This is a genomic window from Kineococcus terrestris, from assembly GCF_041020755.1.
GTDB lineage: Bacteria > Actinomycetota > Actinomycetes > Actinomycetales > Kineococcaceae > Kineococcus > Kineococcus terrestris.
This window is the reverse complement of record NZ_JBEUEI010000013.1, coordinates 24,184-44,482: the sequence shown is the minus strand read 5'-3', so window position 1 is coordinate 44,482 and position 20,299 is coordinate 24,184. Positions and strand designations below refer to the sequence as shown.

Annotated in this window: 28 protein-coding genes and 1 pseudogene; 15 read left to right on the top strand and 14 right to left on the bottom strand. The window is 73.1% G+C overall.

All coding sequences use genetic code 11. The features are described from left to right. Nucleotides 1-10: 10 nt before the first annotated feature. Together AB8M62_RS09735 and AB8M62_RS09730 are read right to left on the bottom strand one after the other, a co-directional pair. The gene (locus tag AB8M62_RS09735; RefSeq protein WP_369069387.1) at nt 11-529 is read right to left on the bottom strand and encodes a DUF4253 domain-containing protein; all 519 of its coding nucleotides are present in this window, start codon (nt 527-529) and stop codon (nt 11-13) included. A 659-nt stretch (nt 530-1,188) separates the two neighbouring features. Further along, complete coding sequence (locus AB8M62_RS09730) at nt 1,189-1,398, bottom strand: hypothetical protein (RefSeq protein WP_369069385.1); 210 nt, start codon at nt 1,396-1,398, stop codon at nt 1,189-1,191. Between the two features lie 263 nt (nt 1,399-1,661). Between AB8M62_RS09730 and AB8M62_RS09725 the strand changes: the two genes are divergently transcribed. The 7 genes and pseudogenes from AB8M62_RS09725 to AB8M62_RS09695 all read left to right on the top strand — a co-directional run bounded on the left by AB8M62_RS09725 (nt 1,662) and on the right by AB8M62_RS09695 (nt 7,134). After that, nucleotides 1,662-2,255 (top strand): recombinase family protein, encoded by a 594-nt coding sequence (locus AB8M62_RS09725; protein ID WP_369069383.1) that lies wholly within the window; start codon nt 1,662-1,664, stop codon nt 2,253-2,255. A 174-nt stretch (nt 2,256-2,429) separates the two neighbouring features. After that, nucleotides 2,430-2,651 carry a hypothetical protein gene (locus AB8M62_RS09720; RefSeq protein ID WP_369069382.1) on the top strand — a complete coding sequence of 74 codons (222 nt, stop codon included), beginning with the start codon at nt 2,430-2,432 and terminating at the stop codon, nt 2,649-2,651. 207 nt (nt 2,652-2,858) lie between these two features. Next, the gene (locus tag AB8M62_RS09715) at nt 2,859-3,455 is read left to right on the top strand and encodes a GNAT family N-acetyltransferase (protein ID WP_373694901.1); all 597 of its coding nucleotides are present in this window, start codon (nt 2,859-2,861) and stop codon (nt 3,453-3,455) included. A 114-nt stretch (nt 3,456-3,569) separates the two neighbouring features. Beyond that, nucleotides 3,570-4,124: a P-loop NTPase family protein gene (locus AB8M62_RS09710; protein WP_369069381.1), complete on the top strand. Its 555-nt coding sequence runs from the start codon at nt 3,570-3,572 to the stop codon at nt 4,122-4,124. 216 nt (nt 4,125-4,340) lie between these two features. Further along, nucleotides 4,341-5,129: a nucleotidyltransferase domain-containing protein gene (locus AB8M62_RS09705; RefSeq protein ID WP_369069380.1), complete on the top strand. Its 789-nt coding sequence runs from the start codon at nt 4,341-4,343 to the stop codon at nt 5,127-5,129. A 91-nt stretch (nt 5,130-5,220) separates the two neighbouring features. Then, entirely contained in the window at nt 5,221-5,760 is a 540-nt protein-coding gene (locus tag AB8M62_RS09700; protein ID WP_369069379.1) for a GNAT family N-acetyltransferase, read from the top strand. Between the two features lie 139 nt (nt 5,761-5,899). Next, a pseudogene (locus AB8M62_RS09695) lies at nt 5,900-7,134 on the top strand (IS30 family transposase). Between the two features lie 73 nt (nt 7,135-7,207). Here the strand turns inward: AB8M62_RS09695 and AB8M62_RS09690 are convergent. Further along, nucleotides 7,208-7,879: a hypothetical protein gene (locus tag AB8M62_RS09690; protein WP_369069378.1), complete on the bottom strand. Its 672-nt coding sequence runs from the start codon at nt 7,877-7,879 to the stop codon at nt 7,208-7,210. Between the two features lie 64 nt (nt 7,880-7,943). Between AB8M62_RS09690 and AB8M62_RS09685 the strand changes: the two genes are divergently transcribed. Next, on the top strand, nt 7,944-8,789 hold the full coding sequence (locus AB8M62_RS09685) for a GNAT family N-acetyltransferase (RefSeq protein WP_369069377.1): 846 nt from the start codon (nt 7,944-7,946) through the stop codon (nt 8,787-8,789). 155 nt (nt 8,790-8,944) lie between these two features. On the opposite strand, the gene AB8M62_RS09680 is transcribed toward AB8M62_RS09685, so the two are convergent. Continuing rightward, nucleotides 8,945-9,268, bottom strand: coding sequence for a hypothetical protein (locus AB8M62_RS09680; RefSeq protein WP_369069376.1), 324 nt, complete (start codon nt 9,266-9,268; stop codon nt 8,945-8,947). Nucleotides 9,269-9,541: 273 nt separating this feature from the next. Here AB8M62_RS09680 and AB8M62_RS09675 point away from each other — a divergent pair, with 273 nt between their 5' ends. Next, on the top strand, nt 9,542-10,081 hold the full coding sequence (locus tag AB8M62_RS09675; RefSeq protein ID WP_369069375.1) for a hypothetical protein: 540 nt from the start codon (nt 9,542-9,544) through the stop codon (nt 10,079-10,081). Beyond that, a complete protein-coding gene (locus tag AB8M62_RS09670) occupies nt 10,078-10,650 on the top strand; it encodes a hypothetical protein (RefSeq protein WP_369069374.1) in 573 nt (190 codons plus the stop codon). The genes AB8M62_RS09675 and AB8M62_RS09670 overlap by 4 nt, the downstream gene beginning before the upstream one ends. 151 nt (nt 10,651-10,801) lie before the next feature. Here AB8M62_RS09670 and AB8M62_RS09665 read toward each other — a convergent pair whose 3' ends face one another. Then, complete coding sequence (locus AB8M62_RS09665; protein WP_369069373.1) at nt 10,802-11,023, bottom strand: hypothetical protein; 222 nt, start codon at nt 11,021-11,023, stop codon at nt 10,802-10,804. A gap of 329 nt (nt 11,024-11,352) precedes the next feature. Between AB8M62_RS09665 and AB8M62_RS09660 the strand changes: the two genes are divergently transcribed. Continuing rightward, the gene (locus AB8M62_RS09660; protein ID WP_369069372.1) at nt 11,353-11,913 is read left to right on the top strand and encodes a hypothetical protein; all 561 of its coding nucleotides are present in this window, start codon (nt 11,353-11,355) and stop codon (nt 11,911-11,913) included. Nucleotides 11,914-12,182: 269 nt separating this feature from the next. Here the strand turns inward: AB8M62_RS09660 and AB8M62_RS09655 are convergent, their stop codons facing one another. Then, nucleotides 12,183-12,605, bottom strand: coding sequence for a hypothetical protein (locus AB8M62_RS09655; RefSeq protein ID WP_369069371.1), 423 nt, complete (start codon nt 12,603-12,605; stop codon nt 12,183-12,185). Between the two features lie 243 nt (nt 12,606-12,848). On the opposite strand from AB8M62_RS09655, the gene AB8M62_RS09650 reads away from it, so the two are divergent. Then, nucleotides 12,849-13,028, top strand: coding sequence for a hypothetical protein (locus tag AB8M62_RS09650; protein ID WP_369069369.1), 180 nt, complete (start codon nt 12,849-12,851; stop codon nt 13,026-13,028). Beyond that, nucleotides 13,025-13,333, top strand: a complete 309-nt coding sequence (locus AB8M62_RS09645) for a hypothetical protein (protein ID WP_369069368.1) — start codon at nt 13,025-13,027, stop codon at nt 13,331-13,333. Before AB8M62_RS09650 ends, AB8M62_RS09645 begins: the two co-directional genes overlap by 4 nt. A gap of 234 nt (nt 13,334-13,567) precedes the next feature. Here AB8M62_RS09645 and AB8M62_RS09640 read toward each other — a convergent pair whose 3' ends face one another. The 4 genes from AB8M62_RS09640 to AB8M62_RS09625 form a co-directional block, all read right to left on the bottom strand. Continuing rightward, nucleotides 13,568-14,356 carry a hypothetical protein gene (locus tag AB8M62_RS09640; protein ID WP_369069367.1) on the bottom strand — a complete coding sequence of 263 codons (789 nt, stop codon included), beginning with the start codon at nt 14,354-14,356 and terminating at the stop codon, nt 13,568-13,570. A gap of 82 nt (nt 14,357-14,438) precedes the next feature. Next, nucleotides 14,439-14,792: a hypothetical protein gene (locus AB8M62_RS09635; RefSeq protein ID WP_369069366.1), complete on the bottom strand. Its 354-nt coding sequence runs from the start codon at nt 14,790-14,792 to the stop codon at nt 14,439-14,441. Between the two features lie 68 nt (nt 14,793-14,860). Beyond that, nucleotides 14,861-15,319: a hypothetical protein gene (locus AB8M62_RS09630; protein ID WP_369069365.1), complete on the bottom strand. Its 459-nt coding sequence runs from the start codon at nt 15,317-15,319 to the stop codon at nt 14,861-14,863. A gap of 131 nt (nt 15,320-15,450) precedes the next feature. After that, the gene (locus AB8M62_RS09625; RefSeq protein WP_369069364.1) at nt 15,451-15,855 is read right to left on the bottom strand and encodes a hypothetical protein; all 405 of its coding nucleotides are present in this window, start codon (nt 15,853-15,855) and stop codon (nt 15,451-15,453) included. A gap of 280 nt (nt 15,856-16,135) precedes the next feature. On the opposite strand from AB8M62_RS09625, the gene AB8M62_RS09620 reads away from it, so the two are divergent. Continuing rightward, nucleotides 16,136-17,416, top strand: a complete 1,281-nt coding sequence (locus AB8M62_RS09620) for a multidrug effflux MFS transporter (protein ID WP_369069363.1) — start codon at nt 16,136-16,138, stop codon at nt 17,414-17,416. A 21-nt stretch (nt 17,417-17,437) separates the two neighbouring features. On the opposite strand, the gene AB8M62_RS09615 is transcribed toward AB8M62_RS09620, so the two are convergent. Together AB8M62_RS09615 and AB8M62_RS09610 are read right to left on the bottom strand one after the other, a co-directional pair. After that, nucleotides 17,438-17,923, bottom strand: coding sequence for a hypothetical protein (locus AB8M62_RS09615; protein ID WP_369069362.1), 486 nt, complete (start codon nt 17,921-17,923; stop codon nt 17,438-17,440). Beyond that, complete coding sequence (locus AB8M62_RS09610; protein WP_369069361.1) at nt 17,920-18,372, bottom strand: hypothetical protein; 453 nt, start codon at nt 18,370-18,372, stop codon at nt 17,920-17,922. The genes AB8M62_RS09615 and AB8M62_RS09610 overlap by 4 nt, the downstream gene beginning before the upstream one ends. A 226-nt stretch (nt 18,373-18,598) precedes the next feature. Between AB8M62_RS09610 and AB8M62_RS09605 the strand changes: the two genes are divergently transcribed. Next, on the top strand, nt 18,599-19,048 hold the full coding sequence (locus AB8M62_RS09605; RefSeq protein ID WP_369056228.1) for a PH domain-containing protein: 450 nt from the start codon (nt 18,599-18,601) through the stop codon (nt 19,046-19,048). 61 nt (nt 19,049-19,109) lie between these two features. Here AB8M62_RS09605 and arr read toward each other — a convergent pair whose 3' ends face one another. Both arr and AB8M62_RS09595 read right to left on the bottom strand, forming a co-directional pair. Next, nucleotides 19,110-19,598 carry an NAD(+)--rifampin ADP-ribosyltransferase gene (arr, locus tag AB8M62_RS09600; protein WP_369056227.1) on the bottom strand — a complete coding sequence of 163 codons (489 nt, stop codon included), beginning with the start codon at nt 19,596-19,598 and terminating at the stop codon, nt 19,110-19,112. Nucleotides 19,599-19,705: 107 nt separating this feature from the next. Then, a complete protein-coding gene (locus AB8M62_RS09595) occupies nt 19,706-20,266 on the bottom strand; it encodes a GNAT family N-acetyltransferase (protein ID WP_369069360.1) in 561 nt (186 codons plus the stop codon). Nucleotides 20,267-20,299 lie beyond the last annotated feature (33 nt).

The following is a 20,299-nucleotide window of genomic DNA, read 5'->3' as shown; positions in this document are numbered from 1 at the left end:
GCCGATCGCTCTAGGGCCGGTCGTGCAGGAACCACGTGTCGGTGCGCTCCAGCGCGAGAGCTCGCATCCACGGGGGATCTTGAAGGCTTCCGGCCATGGTCATGATCTGGCGGTTGAGGTTCCACGCCTCCCGTCCCGAGGCGGGGGGCCGGCCCACGACGAACTGCAGCATGGTGCCCCAGCAGGCCACGAGTTCGGCTCCCCACTTCTCGTACCACTCGCGCAGCACCGCCCCGAAGGGCACCCGCGCCTCGGGCCTGCCTTCCATGGCCCCGAAGTAGGAGAGCCAGGCGGCCGACATCCACGGGACCTCACTGGGCAGGAACACGAGGTCCACGACGCGAGGGGTGTACCAGTTCCGTCCCCCTTCGTAGCGCTTGAGGTCCTCGTCGAGCCGTTCTCGGACGGTCGAGTCGGCGCGGGCACGCTCGTAGGTCCAGCAGTCCACGTCCGACCAGTCGACCGGCATCGTCAGCTCATGCAGGGCTGCCTGCGCGAAGCCCGGGTCGGGGAAGTTCCAATCAGCCACCTCGTGCGCCTCGGCCGGTCCCTCGTGGTGGTGCCAGCGAAAGACCTCCCACGGACGACTGCGGCCGACGGCTGCCGCGAAGTCCGCCAGCTCTGCGTCACTGCGGTCCGGGAAGGTGTGGGCTGTGCCGCTGTCCGCGATGGGCCACCGCCCGGTGACGCTGAGGGCGGCCCGGGCAACGCGCCACCCTTCCAGGAGGCGTTCTGGGGACAAGCCCTCGACCACGAAGGTCCGGGACGGACCTTCCCTCACCGGGAGGTCGTCGAGGACGGTGCCACGCAGTGCTGCACGTAGAGCGCTGGGGTCGTTGAGCACTCCCTGATGATGCAGGCTGCGACGCCGGACCTTCGAGTGCTTCCCGGGTGCTCTGCCGGGTCGGGTGTCTGCTGATGTGGTGGAGGCTGCGACAGCGACCGGTGAGGGGGCGGAGCGCGGAGACGGACGATGGTGCTGCTGAACAAGGCCGCCGCAGGCAGCGCCTGCGGACGGGTCCGAGCGGCGGCAGATCGCCCCTGCTGCCGGGCGCCTCCCAACTCAGTCATCGACAGGAGCATGCGAACGGTGCTCGACCGGCCATCTCACAAGCGATCCTTCGTGAGCTGTACACCGCCGCACTGCCTCACTGGTGTCCGTGGGCGCAGCGTCGATGGCTGCTTCCGTTAGGCGCGTCCTCGGCGCAGCCCGGCGACGATCAGGCCGATGCCGCAGACGAGCAACAGGGCACCGATCACCCACACCGGCACACCCCGAGCTGAGCGATCGGTGAGGTCGTCGGTGAAGAAGAGGAAGACCGCCACCCCGATGAGGCTGAAGAACGCCCCGGAGGCGAAGAGGCCGGCGCGTGGGGATGGCTGCGACTGCTGGCTCACGAAGGGACCTCCGCGCATCGACTGAGCGAGCCGACACCGGTCGGCTCGTGGTGGATCAAGGATGCCCAGAGGCGTGCAGCTCGCCACCCGGCTGAAGCGCCAGCGCAAGGCGCCGCCTAGCTAGCCCAGCCCTCGCAGAAGTGACCGATTCCGAGACGCCCCGACCAAGCGGCTTGAGGGCCGCGACGCGCCGTCTCACAACCCGTGCCCGAAACCGGCCGCTCACCAGCGCGGTGGCCGCGGCTTCTGAGACGGTCCCGCCCATGCCCACCACCACGCCCAGCCAGCGCACAGCCGCGCGACCCGGTCACCTGCTCGGCTACGCCCGCGTGTCCACCACCGCCCAGGACCCCGCCCTGCAGCACGACGCCCTGACCGCGGCCGGCTGCTACCGGGTCTGGTCCGACACCGCCTCCGGTGCCCTGGCAGAGCGCCCGGCCCTGGACGACGTCCTGGCCCGCCTCGGACCCGGCGACGTGCTGGTCGTCTGGCGCCTGGACCGCCTGGACCGCTCCCTGCGCCACCTGCTGACCCTCATCGACGACCTCGATGGGCGCGGGGTGGGCTTTCGCTCCCTGAGCGAGTCCATCGACACCACCACTGCCACCGGCCGTCTGGTCCTGCACCTGTTCGGGGCGCTGGGCGAGTTCGAACGCGACCTGCTGCGGGAGCGCACCAGCGCCGGGCTGCAGGCCGCCGCTGCCCGCGGCCGCCACGGCGGCCGCCCACCGGTCATGACCCCCGCCAAGCTGGCCGCGGCCCGCTCCCTGCTGGCCGCTGGGCGCAGCACCAGCGAGGCCGCCGCCGCCATCGGCGTCTCGCGCGCCACCTTGTACCGCAGCCTGAAGACGGACTAGGCGCCAGGGACTTACGACCACGGCCGGTCTCCTCGTGGTGGGTGCCACCCCTGCCGACGGGCACCACGACCCTGGCTGATCGCCGAGCCGGCTGCCTGCACGACAGACACCCACATGGCCGAAGACCGTGCCTGCCCGCCACCGGCCTAGTGACGGCGATGCGATGCCCAGGCGATGGGCAGTCCCAGCAGCGACGCTGAGCGCGCTGACCGCCGCGTACGCCCCTGGGCGCTGGGGCTCCTGGCCGTCATCATTGTGGGCTACGGGGGCTTTACCCTGACCGAGAACCGTGGTTGGGCGGTCATCTTCAGCCTGTTGTTGGTGGTCGCAGGCCTCACCGTTCTGGCGGTCACCACACGAGAGCTGCTGAAGCAACGCAAGCGTCACCACCGGTAGACGGCTCCGCTGGGACAGGACGTCCCGGCGAGCACGTTTTCGTGACTGGACTCAGATGCAGCGACGGTCGCACAACGGGTCGCTTCTGCGATGCCAGGCCGTCACCGCGCAGCGCCACAGCAGGCTTGATGATCTTCCGCTCATGTCGAATGTCGGAAGATCACAGAGTCGGTGACCACGGCTAGACATCGCCTCTACCCTCACTAGATGACTCCCGCGGGACCACAGGTGATGGACGGTGTTCCTCCTCAGCCGGCGCGTCTCGCTGCGGCCGTCGTCGTCCTGCGCCCTTTTCGCGCAGAGGACGTCGTCATGGCGATGGAGCTGTCCCAGGACCCCTACGTCCCACTCACCGGGAGCCTGCCCGCTCACGCAGATGAGGAGCAAGCCCTGCAGTGGGTACAGCGCCAACGTGGCCGCCTGGCCGAGGGAGTGGGGTACTCCTTCGCCATCGCCGATCCGAACACCGACGAGGCCCGGGGGCAGATCGGGCTGTGGGTGCGCGACCTCGAAGAAGGCCGCCTCAGCGCCGGCTACAGCCTCGTCGCATCAGCACGAGGGCGCGGTCTGGCCGGCGCGGCGCTGCGCCTGGTGACCTCGTTCGCGTGGACCATCCCTGCCGCACACCGCATTGAGCTGCACATCGAACCGTGGAACAAGGGCTCGATCCGTACCGCTGAGCACGCCGGGTACCAACGGGAGGGACTACTACGCAGCCACCAGAGCATTGGGGGTCAGCGTCGGGACATGCTGCTCTACGCCACCATCCGCAACGACACCTCACACCGGGGTAGATGCGAGTAGGGACTCGGACCTCGCGGTCATCCCGCGTGGTGCGTGGTCCTGAGTAGCCCGCGACGTCGGGGTCTTGGCGAAGAGCGCTCACCGTGAGCGGGATCTTCGTGACACCCTGGCCAGGTGCGACCGTGCCGCCTTCACATCACAGGCGCGAGCGGCAGTGGGACCACCACTCTGGCGAGAGCCGTGGCCGATGCCTGGGCGGTCCCGCACGCCGACGCCGACGACTACTTCTGGTGGCCCAGCGACCCGCCGTACACGAGCGAGCGGCCGCCGGCCGACCGCGTGGCTCTGATGCAGCAGGTCTTCATCCCGCGCAGAGCGTGGGTCCTGTCCGGCTCGATGCTCGGGTGGGGGCAGTCCGTCGTCGAAGGCTGTGACGCTGTCGTGTTCCTGACCCTGAACCCGACCGAGCGGATGGCGCGTCTGGAGGCGCGTGAGCGGGTGCGTCGGAGCCAGCGTCCGGTGGACGAAGGCGCACTGGAGACCTTCCTCGCGTGGGCTCGCAGGTACGACGACCCGACCTTCGACGGGCGCAGTCGCAGGGCGCACGAGGAGTGGCTGGCCACCGTGAGCTGTCCGGTCCTCCGGCTCGACAGTGCTGCGCCGCGCGACGAGGTGCGCGACTCGGTGCTGGCTCGGGCTCCTGCTGCAGCGGATCGGGGACGCTCCTGAACGGTCACCACCACGACGTCTTCCTCCGACGGTGGGCGTGGAGCCACATCGCCCGTGCGGTGAGCGGCGTGCAGGTAGGCGCCCGCTCATCCCGCAGACCAGGAGGCGACGACCGCCCCGACATGCCTGTCCGCGAGAAATCCCTTTGCAGTCGTCGAGGCCGGCGTGGCACCCTCGACCGACTCCGGCCGGTCGGTCGGGGCGGACGGGGCATGCGTGGACCTGCAACTACCTGACCACCTCAGCGATGACCACCAGCGGCTCATCGTCGGCCTGGCCGAGCGCAACGACACCGAGCACCGTGACGGTCTGCTGGGGCTCGTCCTGTCCGGCTCCGCTGCCCGTGGCATGGCCACGGACCGCTCCGACCTCGACATCTACGTCGTCCTCAGCGACGAAGCCGCTCAACAACGCTGGGCCATCCGCTCCACCACGGTCGACGAGCTGCCGGTGACTCTGACCGACCTGGAACAGGTACCCGCCTTCGGATCAGGAGGCTGGGGGTTCCGCTGGTCCTTCGCCTGGGCCCCGACGCTGCTGGACCGCACCGCCGGCCGCATCGCCGCAGCCTTGCACCGCCAGGCCACCTTGTCCCCCGACGAGATCGAAGCCGTCCTGGTGGAGCACAGCCGCCTGGACGGCTGGCTCAACTACGTCTACCGGGCGTTGAAATCCGACCGCGACGGTCACCGGCTGGAATGCCGCCTGGATGCGGCGGAGTCGATGCCGTGGCTGCTCGACGTCGTCTTCGCCCTCGCCGGGCGGGTGCGGCCGTACCACAAGTACCTGCCGTGGGAGCTGCGCGAGCACCCGCTGCCGGACTGGCCCGCAGACGTCCTGCTGCCCCTGCTGCGACGCACCCTGGACGGCGATCCGGCCGCGCTGCGGGACGCCTTCGTACGCGTCGAAGCAGGATGCGCGGCCCACGACGCAGCCGGAGGGCGCCAACGCACGACGGAGATCATCGACGGCTGGGGCGACGGACTCCTGCTCATGCGGCCCTGACCACCCTGTCCCTCCACATCGAGGACACCACGCGGTCATCCCGCCGATCGTGTGACACGAGCTGGCGCGGGCGACCCTGCATGATCAACACATGATCAACCACCAGTGGCCCGAGGCTGAGCAGCTGCACAGCAGTCGCCTTCTACTCGAGCCGCTGCGACGCGAACACGCCGACGAAGCGTTCCTTCTGTTCAACGACTCCAGCCTGCACACCTTCACCGGAGGAGCCCCCGATACCCGCGAGCAGCTGGCCGCCCGCTTCGCCCGCCAAGTTCTCGGCACCTCACCCGACGGCCGATCCGGCTGGCTGAACTGGATGCTGCGCCACCGCGACGGCGGCCCGCTGCTGGGCACCGTCCAGGCCACCCTCACACGAGTCGAAGACCAGGCCGCAGAAGACACCGGGACCGTACAAGCGGAGCTGGCCTGGGTCGTCGGCTACGACCATCAGGGCAACGGGTACGCCACCGAAGCGGCCGCGGCCGTCGTCGCCTGGCTCACGGCACGCGGTGCTCACCGGTTCAGCGCCCACGTCCACCCCGACCACCACGCCTCAGCGACCGTCGCCCACCGGCTGGGCCTGCACCCCACCGACCGTGTCGTCGATGGCGAAGTGCGCTGGACAACCTGATCTCCCGCACCCTCACCGACAACGACACGGTCATCCCGCCGTCCGGGCGCAGCTGCTGTCTCATAGACGGTGGCGGTCTCAACCGGTCAACGCAACACCCTCTTCTGATCATGGTGTGGTGGGTGTGGAGGTGGAGCCGGTGCAGACGTTCGGGCTGTCCGCGGATCAGCAGGATCAGGTGTGGGCGCGCTGGCGTGCGGGTGAGTCGCTGCGCTCGATCGCACGCTCGCTGGGCATCAACCGGCCCGCGACGGTGCGCTGCTTCGTGGCCGCGACCGGTGGGGTGCGCCAGCCGGCGCGGCGCCGGGCGGGTCACCAGCTGAGCGCGCTCGAGCGGGAGGAGATCAGTCGTGGCATCGCCGCGCGCGAGAGCACCCGCTCGATCGCCCGGCGCCTGGGCCGGGCGGCCTCGACGATCAGCCGTGAGATCACCCGCAACGGTGGCCGCGGCCGATACCGCGCCGGGCTCGCCGAGGCCCGCGCCTGGCAGCGCGGGCGGCGCCCCAAGGCGTGCAAGCTCGCCGGCAACGAGCGGCTGCGGGCCCGGGTCGAGTACGACTCGATGTCCAACTGGCCCAGGGCTGGTCCCCGCAGCAGATCGCCGCCCGCCTGCGCGTGGACTTCGGTGACGATCAAGACGGTGAGGCCATGCGCGTCAGCCACGAGGCGATCTACCTGAGCCTGTTCGTGCAGGCCAGAGGCGCCCTACGCAAGGAACTGACTCAAGCGCTGCGCAGCGGGCGGGCCATGCGCTTTCCCCGCGCCAAACGCCGCCCCTGCGGCCACGGACAGCTGGTCGACACCGTCCCGATCAGCCAGCGCCCGGCCGAGGTCGCCGACCGGGCGGTGCCCGGGCACTGGGAGGGCGACCTGGTCTTCGGCACCCGCCCCAGCGCCATCGCCCCCCCCCCGTCGACCAGCACGGTCGAGCGTCACTCGCGCTTTGTGATGCTGGTGGCCCTGCCGGCCGGCTGCACCGCCGAGCAGGTGCGCCCGGCCCTGGCCCAGGCCGTGCAGCGCATGCCCGCGCAGCTGCGCAAGTCCTTGACCTGGGACCGCGGGATGGAGATGGCCCAGCACGCCCGCTTTCCCCCACGCTTCGCGCGGGAGGTGCCCCCAGCATCGAGACCGGCGTGCAGGTCTACTTCGCCGACCCGCGCTCACCCTGGCAGCGCGGCTCGAACGAGACTCCCCCACTCCGTGGGAGGTGCCCCCTCCAACGGCCTGCTGCGCCAGTACCTGCCCAAGGGCGCGGACCTGCGCGCCTTCAGCCAGGCGGACCTGGATGAGATCGCCGCCCGCCTGAACGGCAGACCTCGACAAACCCTGGGATGGCAGACACCCTCTGAAGTCCTCAACGAGGCGTTGCGTTGACCGGTTGAGACCGTCACCGCTCGTGAGACGCAGCGCGGGGAGGGAGAACGGACGACGTCGAGGGCGGGTCCGCCTACCGCTGCTCCTCACCGAGAACGCCGAAGGGGTCTTCCCACACGGCCTCCTCGTCCTCCCGGGCGTGACGGACCACTTCCAGGAAGGACGCAGCGGGCTCCAGCCCAGGTGTGTCGTCGAGCACGGGCAATTGGGGTCCGTGCAGGATCTCGCGGACCGCTGACTCCGGGTCGTGCACCCGCACGACGGCGTCGTCCTCGGTGTCCTGCGGCCAGGCGGTGAGGTAGCCCTCCCGGCCGCGGCGCAGCAAAGCCTCGACATCGGTGACGACGTAGTCCCACCGGGCCAGCACGGACAGCACCGGGGCCTCGGCCACCGACGGGTCCGCGACGGGGCCCTCGTCGAACTCCTCGTCGAACTCCTCGTCCTCCTCGCCCCCTCCACCGGCGCGCACCGGGAACGACCCGCACCAGGCGAACTCCGCCTCGGTGAAGGCGTCGACCGCACGTCGCACACCCTCGGCCGAAGCGAAGTAGGCGGGCAGTTCGCGCTGCCGACCGCCGCGCCGCGCCGTCAGGTCCACGTGAGCCGTGACGGCGGCGATGAGCTCCTGGGCGCGTCGGCGGTAGTCGGCCAGGGCCTCCTGCGTCCACGTGCCGTCCGAGACGTAGGCGCTGCTCGGTCCTGCCGCGTCCGCGGCTGAGCTCCCGGTCGCGCCGTCGTCCCCCATAGCGGCACCGTACGGTCCACCGGGCACGCCGAGGCGGATGAACCACCGCACCACGCCCGCGGCCGTGAGCGTGGGGTCAGAGCCTGACCGGCTCGTCCTGCTGATCGTCGTCGTCTCCACCCTCGGGCTGGGAGCGTCGAGCGCCACCGCGGTGCGCCGCCGGCTGCGGTACGGGGTGGCTCCGGGGACGCCGATGACGGCGCCGGCCCGCAGGCGGGCGGTGGTCGAGACGCGGGCGTGGCCGAGCAGGTGGCCGGCCCGCTGGCCGGGTCCGTGGCCGGGGGCGGGCTGGGTGGTGGGCACGGCCAGCACCACGCGACGCCGCACCACCGTCGGCGACGGTGCACCCGGGTCCGGGAGCGCGTGCGAGGAGGACCTCGTCAGCGGCACCATGACCGCCGTGGACGTCCCACCCCCCACCGCCCGCCTGCTGCTGCGCCCCATGAGCGATGACGACCTCGACGACGTAGCGGCTCTGCTCGCGGACCCCGTGGTGATGGCCCACTACCCCCGGCCCCGCACTCGGGCGGAGGCGAAGGCGTGGATCGACTGGACCCGCGCCTCCTACCGCGAGCACGGCTTCGGCCTCTGGGTGCTCGTCGAGCGGTCCACCGGGCAGTTCCTGGGCGACTGCGGGCTGACCGTGCAGCACGTCGACGGCGTCGACGAACTGGAGGTCGGTTACCACGTGCGCGCGGACCGACAGGGGGAGGGCATCGCGACCGAGGCCGCCACCGCGGTGCGGGAGCACGCACGTGAGGTGCTGCACGCGCCCCGCCTGATCGCGATCACCGCCCCCGGCAACACCGCCTCCCGACGGGTGGCGTCGAAGATCGGACTGCGCTCGGAGAAGAGGACCCGCTACGGCGACGCCCAGGACGAGGTGGTCGTCTACGCCGGCGTGCCGTGAGCGACCGGGCAGGACGTCGGGGGGGTTCACCCGACCGCGGGTGGCGTCGTGGGTCGGAGCTCGAGGAACGGTCGGTCGTCGCACGACCTGGCCGAGCGCTGACCGCACGCTCATGCCGAACCGAGGACGTTCCGGCTACGGGCTTCGAGCACGCTTCAGGCGGTCAGACGAATCACCAGGTAAGCGGCCATGGCAAGGAGCCCGCAGGCCTGCAGACCACGGATGAGGCGGGGTTCCCCGGCGCTGCCCTGTGGCCTACCGCTCAGCAGGCGTGCGGTGCCCATGGACGTCAAGCCGGCGCCCGCGAGGGTGGTCGTCGCCTCGGTGGTGACCACTCCACCCAGCAGGAGCACGATGCCCGCAAGGTTGAGGACGGCCGCACCGACCTGGCTCAGACGACCTGCACGTCGAGGGCTGGAGGCGGGCGCCTGCGCGTCGAGAACTGATCGCATCGATGCAGTCTTCGGCTGGCCGGTCACGAGCACTCCTCACGCAGATGAGTTCGTCAGTGTGCCGCACAAGTGGACGCTGCAAGCGGCACAGGAAGAGCAGACGTACACATCGACGGTCGTTCAGAGGTCCCCCTCTGCCGCTGTCCGGGCGCGGTTGCGATCTTGAAAACGGTCACTTGCGAGATGACCGGGCTGATGACGGCAAGGGATGGTCATGGACCCTTCTACGCCCGTCGCTGAGCGCGGCGACCGGCACCTGCCGCAGGTGACCACGGTCGCCGGCTGCGCCAGTCTGAGCGGGTGAGCGGTGGGGTGTCGTCCTCCTTCGACGACGGGCTGGGAGCTGTGGCCCACGGCCCGTGCGTGCTCAGCGCCGGCCCGGGCATCGGCATCGGCCTGCGCTGCGTCTTCGCCTACCCCGACGGGCTGCTGCTGTCGGTGGAGGTCAAGGCCGTCGGTCAGGCCGCCCGGGACGCCGATGAGTCCCGCATCCACTTCGGCAGCCGCAGCGGCCACCGCCACGTCCCCCGCCTGCCGATCAGCTCACCACGCCTGAGCGTGCCGGCACCGGCCGCGGGCCTTCGACCCGACGGACAGCTGTGGCTGCGGCTGGAGCCCCACCACGACAGCAGGAACCGCACGAGCCGCGGCGCCGGCGGTGAGGACCCCGGGACCCCGGCGTACGTCCAGGACCTGGACCTGTGGTGGCCCACGGTTCCCGAGGACGCACGCCTTCCCGTGGAGGCCGGCTGGCCCGAGCTGGGCGCACCGATGACCACCACGGTCTTGGCCTTGCGCAACCTCGACGACCTGGCCGAGAAGGTGGTGCGACTGGCATGAGCACCCCCTACCCCCGACCGTGGGAGCCGGGTCAGCAGCCGTGGAAGCCGTGGCAGATCGAGGACTCCGAGCAGACCTGGCGCAGCCTGGGCGCCATCGCGCACGGGCCGGTGCTGCTGGCCGAGGTGCCCGGCATCGCGATCGGGCTGCGCTGCCTGTTCGCCCACCCCGACCGGCTGACCGCCTGGCTGGTCGCCCGCGCCGATGCCGCGTTCATCCCGCAGGTCCTGCCCGCGCGCAGCGAGGCCGAGGCCGCCGTGCAGAGCGCCCTGTGGGAGCACTGGCCCGGCCAGCCCAACGACCCCCTGGTGCACGCCTTCGTCGACCACGTGCCCCAACGCCTGGTCCTGGGTGAGCGCAACGACACCTACAACGGTCACGGCGTGCTGCGCCTGTCCTGCGCGGTGCGCGTCCTGGGCATGCCCACCGACGACCGGCTCGGCTTCGAGGTGTCCTGGGGACCGGCCCTGGCCCCGACCACCACCACGCTGCACCTACCCGGCCTGCGCCAGATCGCGGCGTCAGCGGTCCCGTTCGTGGAGGACAGGCCCTCGCCTCCAGCGACCTGAGGTCAGCCGGCAGCGGCACCACGGTCGTGGCGTCGTCCGGCCGCGGTCACCGTCGCAGGACGGGTCGAAGCTGCTGCGCGATCGATCTTCGACTGGGAAGTCCGCCGGCACGGGGTCGCCGACTCACGCAGCAGTCGGCGACGTACGCAGGTCAGCGCGGCGGTCGCCCCTCAGCACCCGCAGAGGAACCGCGCCGGCGCAGCACCTCTTCGGTCACCAAGCCCGAGATCAGCGAGATCAGCGCGGCGATGAGCGACCGCCACCACCGCCCCAGATCGGGCACCGTGGCCTCCAGGGCGATCACAGCCACGACGACAGCGACGATGCGCACGACGAACGCGATCAGCGAGTGACGCCTGGCCTTGTCGATCACGGGAGCCGGACTGGCACTTCTCAGCCGACGACGGTCATCCCGCCGTCCGGGCGCGGTCGCTCTCTCGAGAACGGTCGGTTCCGAGATGGTCCAGGTGAGTGCTGGACGCCCCGGCGTCGTGCCCTGTCACGACGCCACCGGGTGGCCGGTCGGCTGGCGTGGTGCGGACCTGCTCGGCCTTGCGGACCCCGCTCGGACGGCCCAGCTCGTGCTGGACCCGGGGGTGGCCACGCAGCAGGTGGGACAGGGTGTCCAGCGTGGCTGAGCACCGCGACAGCTCAACGGCGCCCCGGACCCGGCGCACACGCGGACCACTGCGCTTCGCCGCCGTGGTCCTCGTCTGCGCCCTCCTGGCGTTCGCCCTGACGCTGGTGCTCGTGCGGGGTGTCGCGCGGGTGTTCGGAGCGCCCGAGGACGGGGGGCTCACCGTCGCGCTCACGGCCGTGGTCATCGTCCTGGTCGGCGCACCGCTGAACGTCTGGGTCGGCACGGCGGTCACCCGGCGGGTGGGTGAGCGCCTGGCCGCCGGTGATCGGCTGGAGTGCGGCGTGCGCGTCGTGGACGGGCACCAGGACGGGCTGACGAGGCGGTGGCGCCCCGGTGTGGCGACCCTGCACCCAGGGCGGGTGGACTTCGCCCACACCGTCGGCGGGTTGCGCTTCCTGCGCCGGCGTCCGGTCACCGTCGCGGTCCGGTCGGTGGACGCTGCGCTGCCGCGCGAGGTGCGCGGTGCCGAGGTGCTGCTGGTCGCTCCCGGGGCGCGGGTCGTCCAGCTGAGGACCTCGTCAGCTGTCCTGGAGTGGGCCATCGCACCGGCCGAGCGCATCCCCTGGGCGCTGGAACGCGTTCAGGGCACCGACGGGTCGTCACCCGGGGAGCCGGCGACCTGAGCGGTCCGCGCACGTGCTGATCGCGCAGTGGAGCCCGACCGCCTCCGCGCGAGCGGCTGCTCCTGCGACGGCCGGTGAGGTGTGCCCGGCGGTCTGCTCCACCCGGCCACCAGGGCGGTGCACCTGGTCACCTGCTGGCGGGTGCACCGGGTGGGGCGGCGGACGACGGCCGCCTGCTCGCGTCGAGCAGGGAAGGTCGTCGATGTCGGTGACGCGAACGCCCGAGGGGTCGGCCCAGCCGTCCCCACGGTCCGCTGGAGGTGGCGGAGCTACCCGGCCAGCGAGCGCCGCTGCACGCTGCGGACCTGCCAGGCCGCGACGACAGCGCACACCAGGACCCAGCCCACCTGCAGCCCCAGCGGTACGGCGCCTCGGAACAGGACGGGCCACAACCCGAAACCCCCGACAGCGACCACGCCGGCGATCGACGCCGCGGCAGCGCTGATCCACCACGCCCCACCCGCACCGCGACGCCGCGCCACCCGGTGGACCCCCGCGATGAGCGTGCCGCACAGCGCCCCGGCGCCCGACCCGGCGAGGGCGCCCAGCACGACGAACGTCATCGCGATCGTCCTGGCGTCCTCCCCGCTCACCGTCGACCTGCTCCACAGCGCGGCGACCACCGCGCCCAGCAGCGCTCCAGACAGGACGCCGCGCTGGACCCCGCGGCCGAGGGCGTCTCCCTGATCCACGCGACGAGGGTGACAGGGACGGGCCTGTCAGGAGAAGACCTCACCCGCTGAACACCTCGGTGAGCCGAGCACCGGCCGCGCGCTCACACCGATGACCGAGCGGCCTCACCACCGACACCCCGAGTCCTCCGAAGGTCTCGATCCGGCCCGCTGCGTGGCGCGGTCCCTCGAAGCGCCTGACCCGTCCCCCTGCCGCCTGCACAGTGTTGACCTCAGCGTGAACACCGTGCGAGGGAGCAGACCGTGGACCAGTGGCTCGAAGCCCTCACCGACAGCGGTCGCTCCTTCGTGCGCACCCCGGTCCCCGGCCCCGGCCCCCTCGCCGGCGTGGTCGTCGACGGCGTCGTCTCCCGAGACGCCGCCGACCGCGTCCTGCACGCCTACCGCGCCTCCACCTCCACTTCGAGAGCAGGTCTCACGTGAGCACCACCCACCTCGCGATGTACGCCGCCGGACTGGCCCTGCTGCTGGTGCAGCGCCTGGTCGTGTCCAAGCGCTCCCCCTGGTGGCTGGGCGCGGTGCTGCCCGCGGCCTGGCTCACCGCCGGCGTCGGCTTCCTGCTGGTCCAGGAGGCGACGGGCGCGTGGCAGGGGTGGGCGGCCATCGCCCTCGGCCTCGTGGTGCTGCTGGGCGTGTGGGCGGAAGGGCGCGAGTCGCGCGAGAAGCGCCTGCAGCGCGAGGACGCCCGCACCGACGCCCCGAACGCCCACCACGCCGCGGGCCACTGACCGCCCGCTGCCCTCGCCCCCCTGACCCGCCGAGCGGTCACGACGTCGTCCACGTGCGGTCACCGTCTCGGGAAGGAGCCGCTCCCGAGACGGCCAGGCCGAGCAGCGACCGCACGCTCGTGCCGAGGACCGGACTGCCTCGAACCGCGCGCTGAGACGGTGGAGCCCGGTCAGCGACGGCCGCGCCGGCGAGACGTCGGCTCAGGCGGCGCTCCGCTGCCGGAGGTCAGCCGTCTAGTGCGGTGGCACCGCCGCACCTCCCGCGGCGGCCGTCGACGCGTCGCAACCGCTCTCCCCCGGCTGGACGAGCACAGCGGGTGGGACCCACACCTGCACCTGCCCGTCCGGTCCGCGCCGACCCAGCACGCAGTCGCTGCCGCGGGGAGCCGCGGACAGCGCCGCTCCCACCCAGCCGTCGTGCACGCCCACGTCGACCCGCACACCGGGACGCGGCGCAGCGTCCAACGCCGCCCGCACCGCCGCGGCACCGGGTCGGGCCAGCGCCGCCTCCAGGGCCTCGGTGTCCGCCTCCGTCAGGTGCGGCACCGGGGGCGGTCGCGGCACGTCGACGACCTCGCGCTGCTCGCAGTCACGGTCGATCCGCTCGGCGAGGGGTTCCCCGGTGCTCGGACGGACGTCGACGCCCCACGCGTGCAGCACGTAGCGGTAGCAGTTCCGCGTCACCGGGGCCTGGTCCGGACCCAGGTCGAAGCCCTGACCGTCGTCGGGGACCCGGTACCCGGTGATGCGCACCTCCACGACGGTGCCCTCGACCGTCCCGCCGGGTCCGGGCGCCACCTCCAGCAGCTCCACCGCCGGCCACGTCGCACCCTGCCCGTCGCGCAGGGCGAAGCCCACGACGTCGTCGAGGTCGTCGCTGCCGCTCGCGGTGCGGTCCAGCGAGCGGCCGACGTCGGCGGCCCGGGCGTCGGCGTCCGCGTCCGCCTGCGCCGTCGAGGTGCAGCCGGTGAGCAGCAGCGGCAGGCAAGCGGCTGCGAGCGCGAGGCGGGAAGGGGTGCGCACCTGCCCAGCGTGCTGGACAGCTCGTACGACGACGTCCACCGACGGAGGGACCTGCCACCGGCTGGAGGGTGGGCCGAGGCTCTCAGCGCTTGCTCGCGCGGGCCCGGCCAGCGGCGGTGCCGCGGCGGTGCTCGCGCGTCTCCACCACGGCCAGGACGATCGCGTTGACCAGCACCAGGTAACCCGAGGCCAGCCCGGCGAACACGACCGCCGCGACCGCCCACAGGGCGTCGTCGTCGGAGATCGGAGGGACCATCCCGGCCACGAAGCCGACCCACACCGGCGCCAGCGGCCACCACGGGTGCACCCGGAGGTGACCGACGACCACAGCCAGCGCCAGGCCCGCGCAGGCACCGGCCGCCGTCCACACCGGCACCGCGGCGCTGGTGTGCTCAGGAGCGGCGAGCACGTACCCGCTGAGCGCCCCCAGCAGCACCAGCGCCACCGTCCAGGCCGCAGCACGTGCGCACCGACGAGGGCCGCCGGAGTCGCCGGCTGGGCGACTCATCGACCAGGTCGGGGACGCCGCCCCCGCCGCCACGACGTCGTCAGCACCGCGAGGGCCACCGGCACGCTGAGCAGCACGACCTCGCTCCAGGACCACCCCACCCCGAGGCGCACCGTCAGCGCGGACACCAGCGCGATCGCGACCACCGCGACGACCGAGGCCACCGACAGCCGTCCCCGGTGCAGCCACGAGCGCTCCAGCCGTGCCGCACCGACCTGCTCGAGCCGGTGCTCCCAGACCGCCCACACCGCAGCACCGGCCGCGAACAGGGCCCACGCGAGGGCCACCGGCCAGCGCCCGGCCAGCAGCCACAGCCCGGCACCGACCAGGACGGCGGCGTCGACGACCAGCGCGCCCAGCAGCCGGGAGCGGGCAGCGCGCCGGGCGTCGAAGCGGCGGTGCCCGCTGCGCAGGCGCGTGGGAGCCGTGGCCGGCGCGGTGTCCTCGATCGGCACCGCCTCAGCGTGGAGCACCGGTGGGCGCCACCGCAGCCGTACCCCCCACCTGGCCCAACCAGCCGTACAGGCCGCAGCGCACGAGCGCGCGTCCGCTCCGGCTTGCCACCCGCGGCACTCGTGCCGTCACCTCACCGCGCCGGCGCCACCGCTTGGCGGCGTTTGGCCTCGCGGCGCTGGGTCCTGCGGCGCGCCAGGAGCACCAGTGCGTTGACCAGCGTCAGGTACGCGGCCGTGCAGAGGGCGAGGAAGGGCACCCCGATGATCCACAGCGGGGTGCTCATGGCCAGGCCGGGGATCCCGGCGACCAGGAAGGGCACTCCCACCAGCAGCAGCACCCACCACGGGTGCACCCGCAGGTGACCGATCACCACCTCCACCGCCAGCGGCACAACCCAGATCAGCGGCCACACCAGATCCGGATGCGGTACCTGGACAGGCAGGGTGAACGCCAGGTACCCGGTCAGGGCGGCCAGCACCACCAGCACCGCCCACGCCACGCGGGTGCTGAGCGACGTCGCGTCGGGAGGGGGCACCGGATCAGCATGGCGCCTGCGGGCTCCCGCTGAAGGGCACTGCGCCCTCCTCGCTCCCCTGCCCGGCGCCTGCTCACCGCGCCGATCAGCGGTCGCTGGCAGTCACCGTGCGGGCGACTCGTGGCAGCTGCAGACCCGCGACCCACCAGCAGTTCGCACCACCGGCGCAGCAGCCGCGGAACAGATCCACCCCGTGCGCTGGTTGTCGCCGTCGCCGCGTGGACGGGGAGCCGCCGGCTTCCGTGCCCGGCCGACCCAGCCCCACGACGGAAGACCGGACATGACCTCAGAAGCGCACCTCGCGCCCACCACCGGTGCCGCAGCCCCGGACCGCCCGGCCCGCAGCACGGGACGCACCGTCCTGGTGCTCGGCGGTTTCGTCGCCGTCGGGCCGCTGACGATCGACATGTACCTGCCGGCGCTGCCGACGATCGTCACCGACCTGGAGATCACCGAGGCCGCGGTGCAGCTGACCCTCACCGGCACCCTCGTCGGGCTGGCGCTGGGGCAGCTGGTGATCGGCCCGCTCTCCGACGCCCTCGGCCGCCGCCGGCCGCTGCTGGCCGGGACCGCCCTGCACGTGCTCGCCTCGCTGCTGGTGGTGCTGGCCCCCAACATCGCCGTCCTCGGCGCGCTGCGCGTGCTGCAGGGCGTGGGCACCGCGGCCGGGGCCGTCATCGCCCTGGCGATCGTGCGCGACCTGTTCACCGGCCGCGCCGCGGCGACGATGCTCTCCCGCCTGTTCCTGGTGATCGGCGCCGCGCCCGTGCTCGCCCCGACCATCGGGGGCGAGGTGCTGCGGTTCACCTCCTGGCGCGGGATCTTCGTCCTCCTCGCCGTCTACGGGGTGCTCCTGCTGGTCCTGGGCGGGCGGGCGCTGCGCGAGACCCTGCCGCCGGAGGCCCGCTCCCCGCTGCGCCTGAGCGCCACCGCGGGCACCTACCGCGGCCTGCTGCGCGACCGCACCTACCTGGGACTGGTCCTGGTGGCGGGGCTGGCGATGGCCGCCCTGTTCAGCTACGTGGCCGGCGCCTCCTTCGTCTACCAGGGCGAGTTCGGCCTGGACCAGCAGCAGTTCGGGCTCCTGTTCGGCGCCGGGGCCGTCTGGCTGATCGGGGCCACCCAGCTCAACCCGCTGCTGCTGCGCCGCTCCTCCCCCGCGCAGGTGCTGATGGCCGGCGTCCTCGTCAGCCTGCTCGCCGGGGCGGTGCTCCTGGCGCTCGCGGTCACGAGCACCGGCGGGCTGCTCGGGGTGGCGCTGCCGCTGTGGGCGGTGCTGTTCTGCGCGGGCCTCGCCCTGCCGAACGCGCCGGCGCTCGCCCTCTCCCGCCACGGCGAGGCGGCCGGCTCGGCCGCCGCGCTGCTGGGGGCGGCCCAGTTCGGCGTCGGCGCGCTGGTCTCCCCCCTGGTGGGTGTGCTCGGCAACGACGCGCGCGCCATGGGCGTGGTGATCGTCGCCGCCCTCGTGCTGGCCACCGCGGTGCTGGTGGTCCTCGTGAAGCCGTGGCGGCTGGTGGACGACGGCGCGCCCGAGGCGTCCACCGCTGCCGTCGCCCACTGAGGGACGTCACCCGCGAGCGGGTCAGCACCTGCGCACGACCAGCGTCAGCACCACCTCGCCCCGGTGGACCCTGCCGCCGGTGGTCCACTCCAACGGTGCCGGCACCGTGAAGGTCGCCTCGTCGGGGAAGTCGCCGGTCAGGTCCGGCCACACCCACCACCCGTCGAAGGGCCAGCGCAGCCCCCAGTCGTCCGGGCCCCGGCGCAGCGCCTCCGGTCGCGGTGTCCACGGCGGACCGCCCGACGCGCTGTCCAGCAGCAGGGCGGCACCTCGCGAGAGCACCCGCTGCGACACCGTGCTCGCCACAGCGGCGCGGCCCTGGCCCGAGGACCCGACGAAGTCCAGGCTCACCGGCACGGGCCACTCAGCCACGTCGCCCAGCTCGTCCTGGTCGTGCGGCAGCAGGTGCTCGGGAGCCGCGACCAGTCCCACCCGCGCCGCGGGCAGGTCCGGGCCGGTGCCCCGCACGCGCGCGGACGCCCCGACCGAGAAACCCGTCCCGCTCACACCGTTCCCGCGCGCGCCGTCCGTCGACCCCGCAGCTTCGCGACGCCGACAGCGGCGGCCGTCGTCGCACCCACCCACGCGGCCTGCATGAACGGGAAGAAGAACAGGGCCAGGACCGCGGTGGACGACTCCGAGGTCAGCACGTCCCACGACATCCACACGCTCATCGCCACCAGGAGCACGGTCCCCGCCAGCGCCACGGCCATCCCCCCGCGCCAGTACCGGTGCACGCTCACGCCCACCACGACCGCCGTGGCGAACGGCAGCAGCGCCCACACGGTGGTCACGAGGACGAACACCAGCCCCCCGACGCTCTCGGTCACCAGCTCCCAGCTGGTCAGGTGCACCAGCAGCGCCAGCGTCACCACCGCCCCCACCACGGGCAGCCCCACCACGGTCAGCGCGGCGGGGTCGCGGCGCCACGACGGACGCTCCAGGGCGGTGCTCACCTGCCCACGGTGCCAGCCGACCACCGCCCGCGCGGGCGATCCGGCTCGGAGCACACCCGTGCACCGGACCGCGCACCCGGCGTGCGTGCCCGTAGCGCACAGCGGTGACGGTCAGAGGTGCGACGACTGCTCCGCTCAGGAAGGGGCGGCTGCTCGGACCACGGCGTCCGGGTGGTGCCCCGACCTCCACGCCCTCCCGCCCTCCCGTCCCTGGGAAGGTGCTGCCGTGGAAGAGCGGCGGGAGGGTGGTGCTCCTGACCTGAGCGGGCTGCGGTCGTACTACCCCCTGCGAGCCGCCCGCGGTCTGCGGACGGTGCTCCTGGGCCTCATCGGCCTGCAGGTGGCGCTGGCCGTCTCCCGGCTCTTCGGCGACCCCGACACCTTCGACGTCGTGTTCGCGATCGTCATGCTGGGAGGTTTCGCCTACCTGCTCTGCGCCTGCTTCGCGTGGCCACCGTCGACCCTGCTCACGACCGAGGGGGTCGGTCTGCGCGACGGCCTGCCCAGGTACCGGACCGTCCCGTGGAGCCGCGTGCGCACGGTGCGGGTCGAGGGCGGCTGGTACGACACCAGCGCGCTCGTGCTCGAGGACGGGCGCAGCAGACGTCTGATCGGCGTGCCCGCCGGGGACGCCCGGCGCCTGGCCGAGGCCCTGGACGCTCGGGCGCAACGGTGAACGGCGCGCTCCTGGACCGTGGTGCCGTGGTCCGGACCGCTCGTCGACCGAGCTGGACGTGTCAGTCCTCGATGACGTCGAGGCCCTGCTCGCGCAGGCGGGCGAGCCCGTCGAGCATCGCGGCGAGGACCTCGGGCTCGTGCCCCTGCCAGTCATGGACCTCGGCCACCACGCGCAGGGGGTGCCGGGAGCGGTAGGACGCCGTGGGGTTGCCCGGGAACCTCTTGTCCGTGACGTTCGGGTCGTCCTCGAAGGGACCTGCGGGTTCGACCTGGTAGACGTGGCCGCGCCCTCCCCCGCCGTCGCCCTCGGGACCGGCCAGCGCCACCGCCAGCTCCGCCCCCCACACCGCGGTCTCCAGCAGCGCGGTGAAGTACACGTGGTTCATCACGCGCCCGGCGTGGAAGTTCGAGGGGCGCCCCGGCGTCACCTCGTCCCCGGCTCGCAGCGCCGCGCGCGTGCCGTGGAAGAACGGCCCGCCGGGGTCCTGCCGCCCGTCCGGGGCCGCGTCCGCGGACGTCGCGTCGACCGTCGTGCCCTCGCCTGTCACCGCTGGCGCTCCACTCGTCGGGCCGTGCCTCCTGCGAGGCGGGAGCGGGCAGTGTGCGACGGGCGGCCCCCCTTGCGGCAAGACCCCCCGCCCGTGCGACGGTGGGCTCAGGCGGCCCCGGCGTCGACCTCGTGGACGACCTCCCAGCCGTCCTCCTCGTCCCACTGCTCGCCCACCGGGGCGAAGCCGTACTGGAGCACCAGGGCCCGGGAGGCGGTGTTGGCGGGGGCGATGCTCGCCCGGACGGTGCGCACGGCCGGTTCGTCGCGGGCGCGCCGCAGCAGCACCTCCAGGGCCGCGCGCGCGTAGCCGCGGCGGCGGTGGGCGGGGTCGACGGCGTAGCCGACCTCCACCGTCCCGGCCGCGTCGGGCGGGCCGTGGAACCCGGCGCGGCCCACCGCGAGCTGCTGGTCCTCGTCCCAGACGACGCCGGTGACCCAGGCGGCGCTGGAGGGGTCCCGGCGCACCTGCTCGCTGCGCGTCCGCCACACGCCGCGCCACTCGGGACCGGCGAAGACGGGCGTCAGCGGGACGGGGCTCGCGGCGTTCGCGGCGGCCAGGTCACCGGCGGCCAGGGCGTCGAACACCGGGCCGGTCAGGTGGACGACGCGGACCCGGGGGCCGCAGCGTCCGGACGCGGCGCCGGGCGGGCTCTCACCGGTGGGCACGCGCGACTGTCCCAGGACCGCACCGGCCCGCGC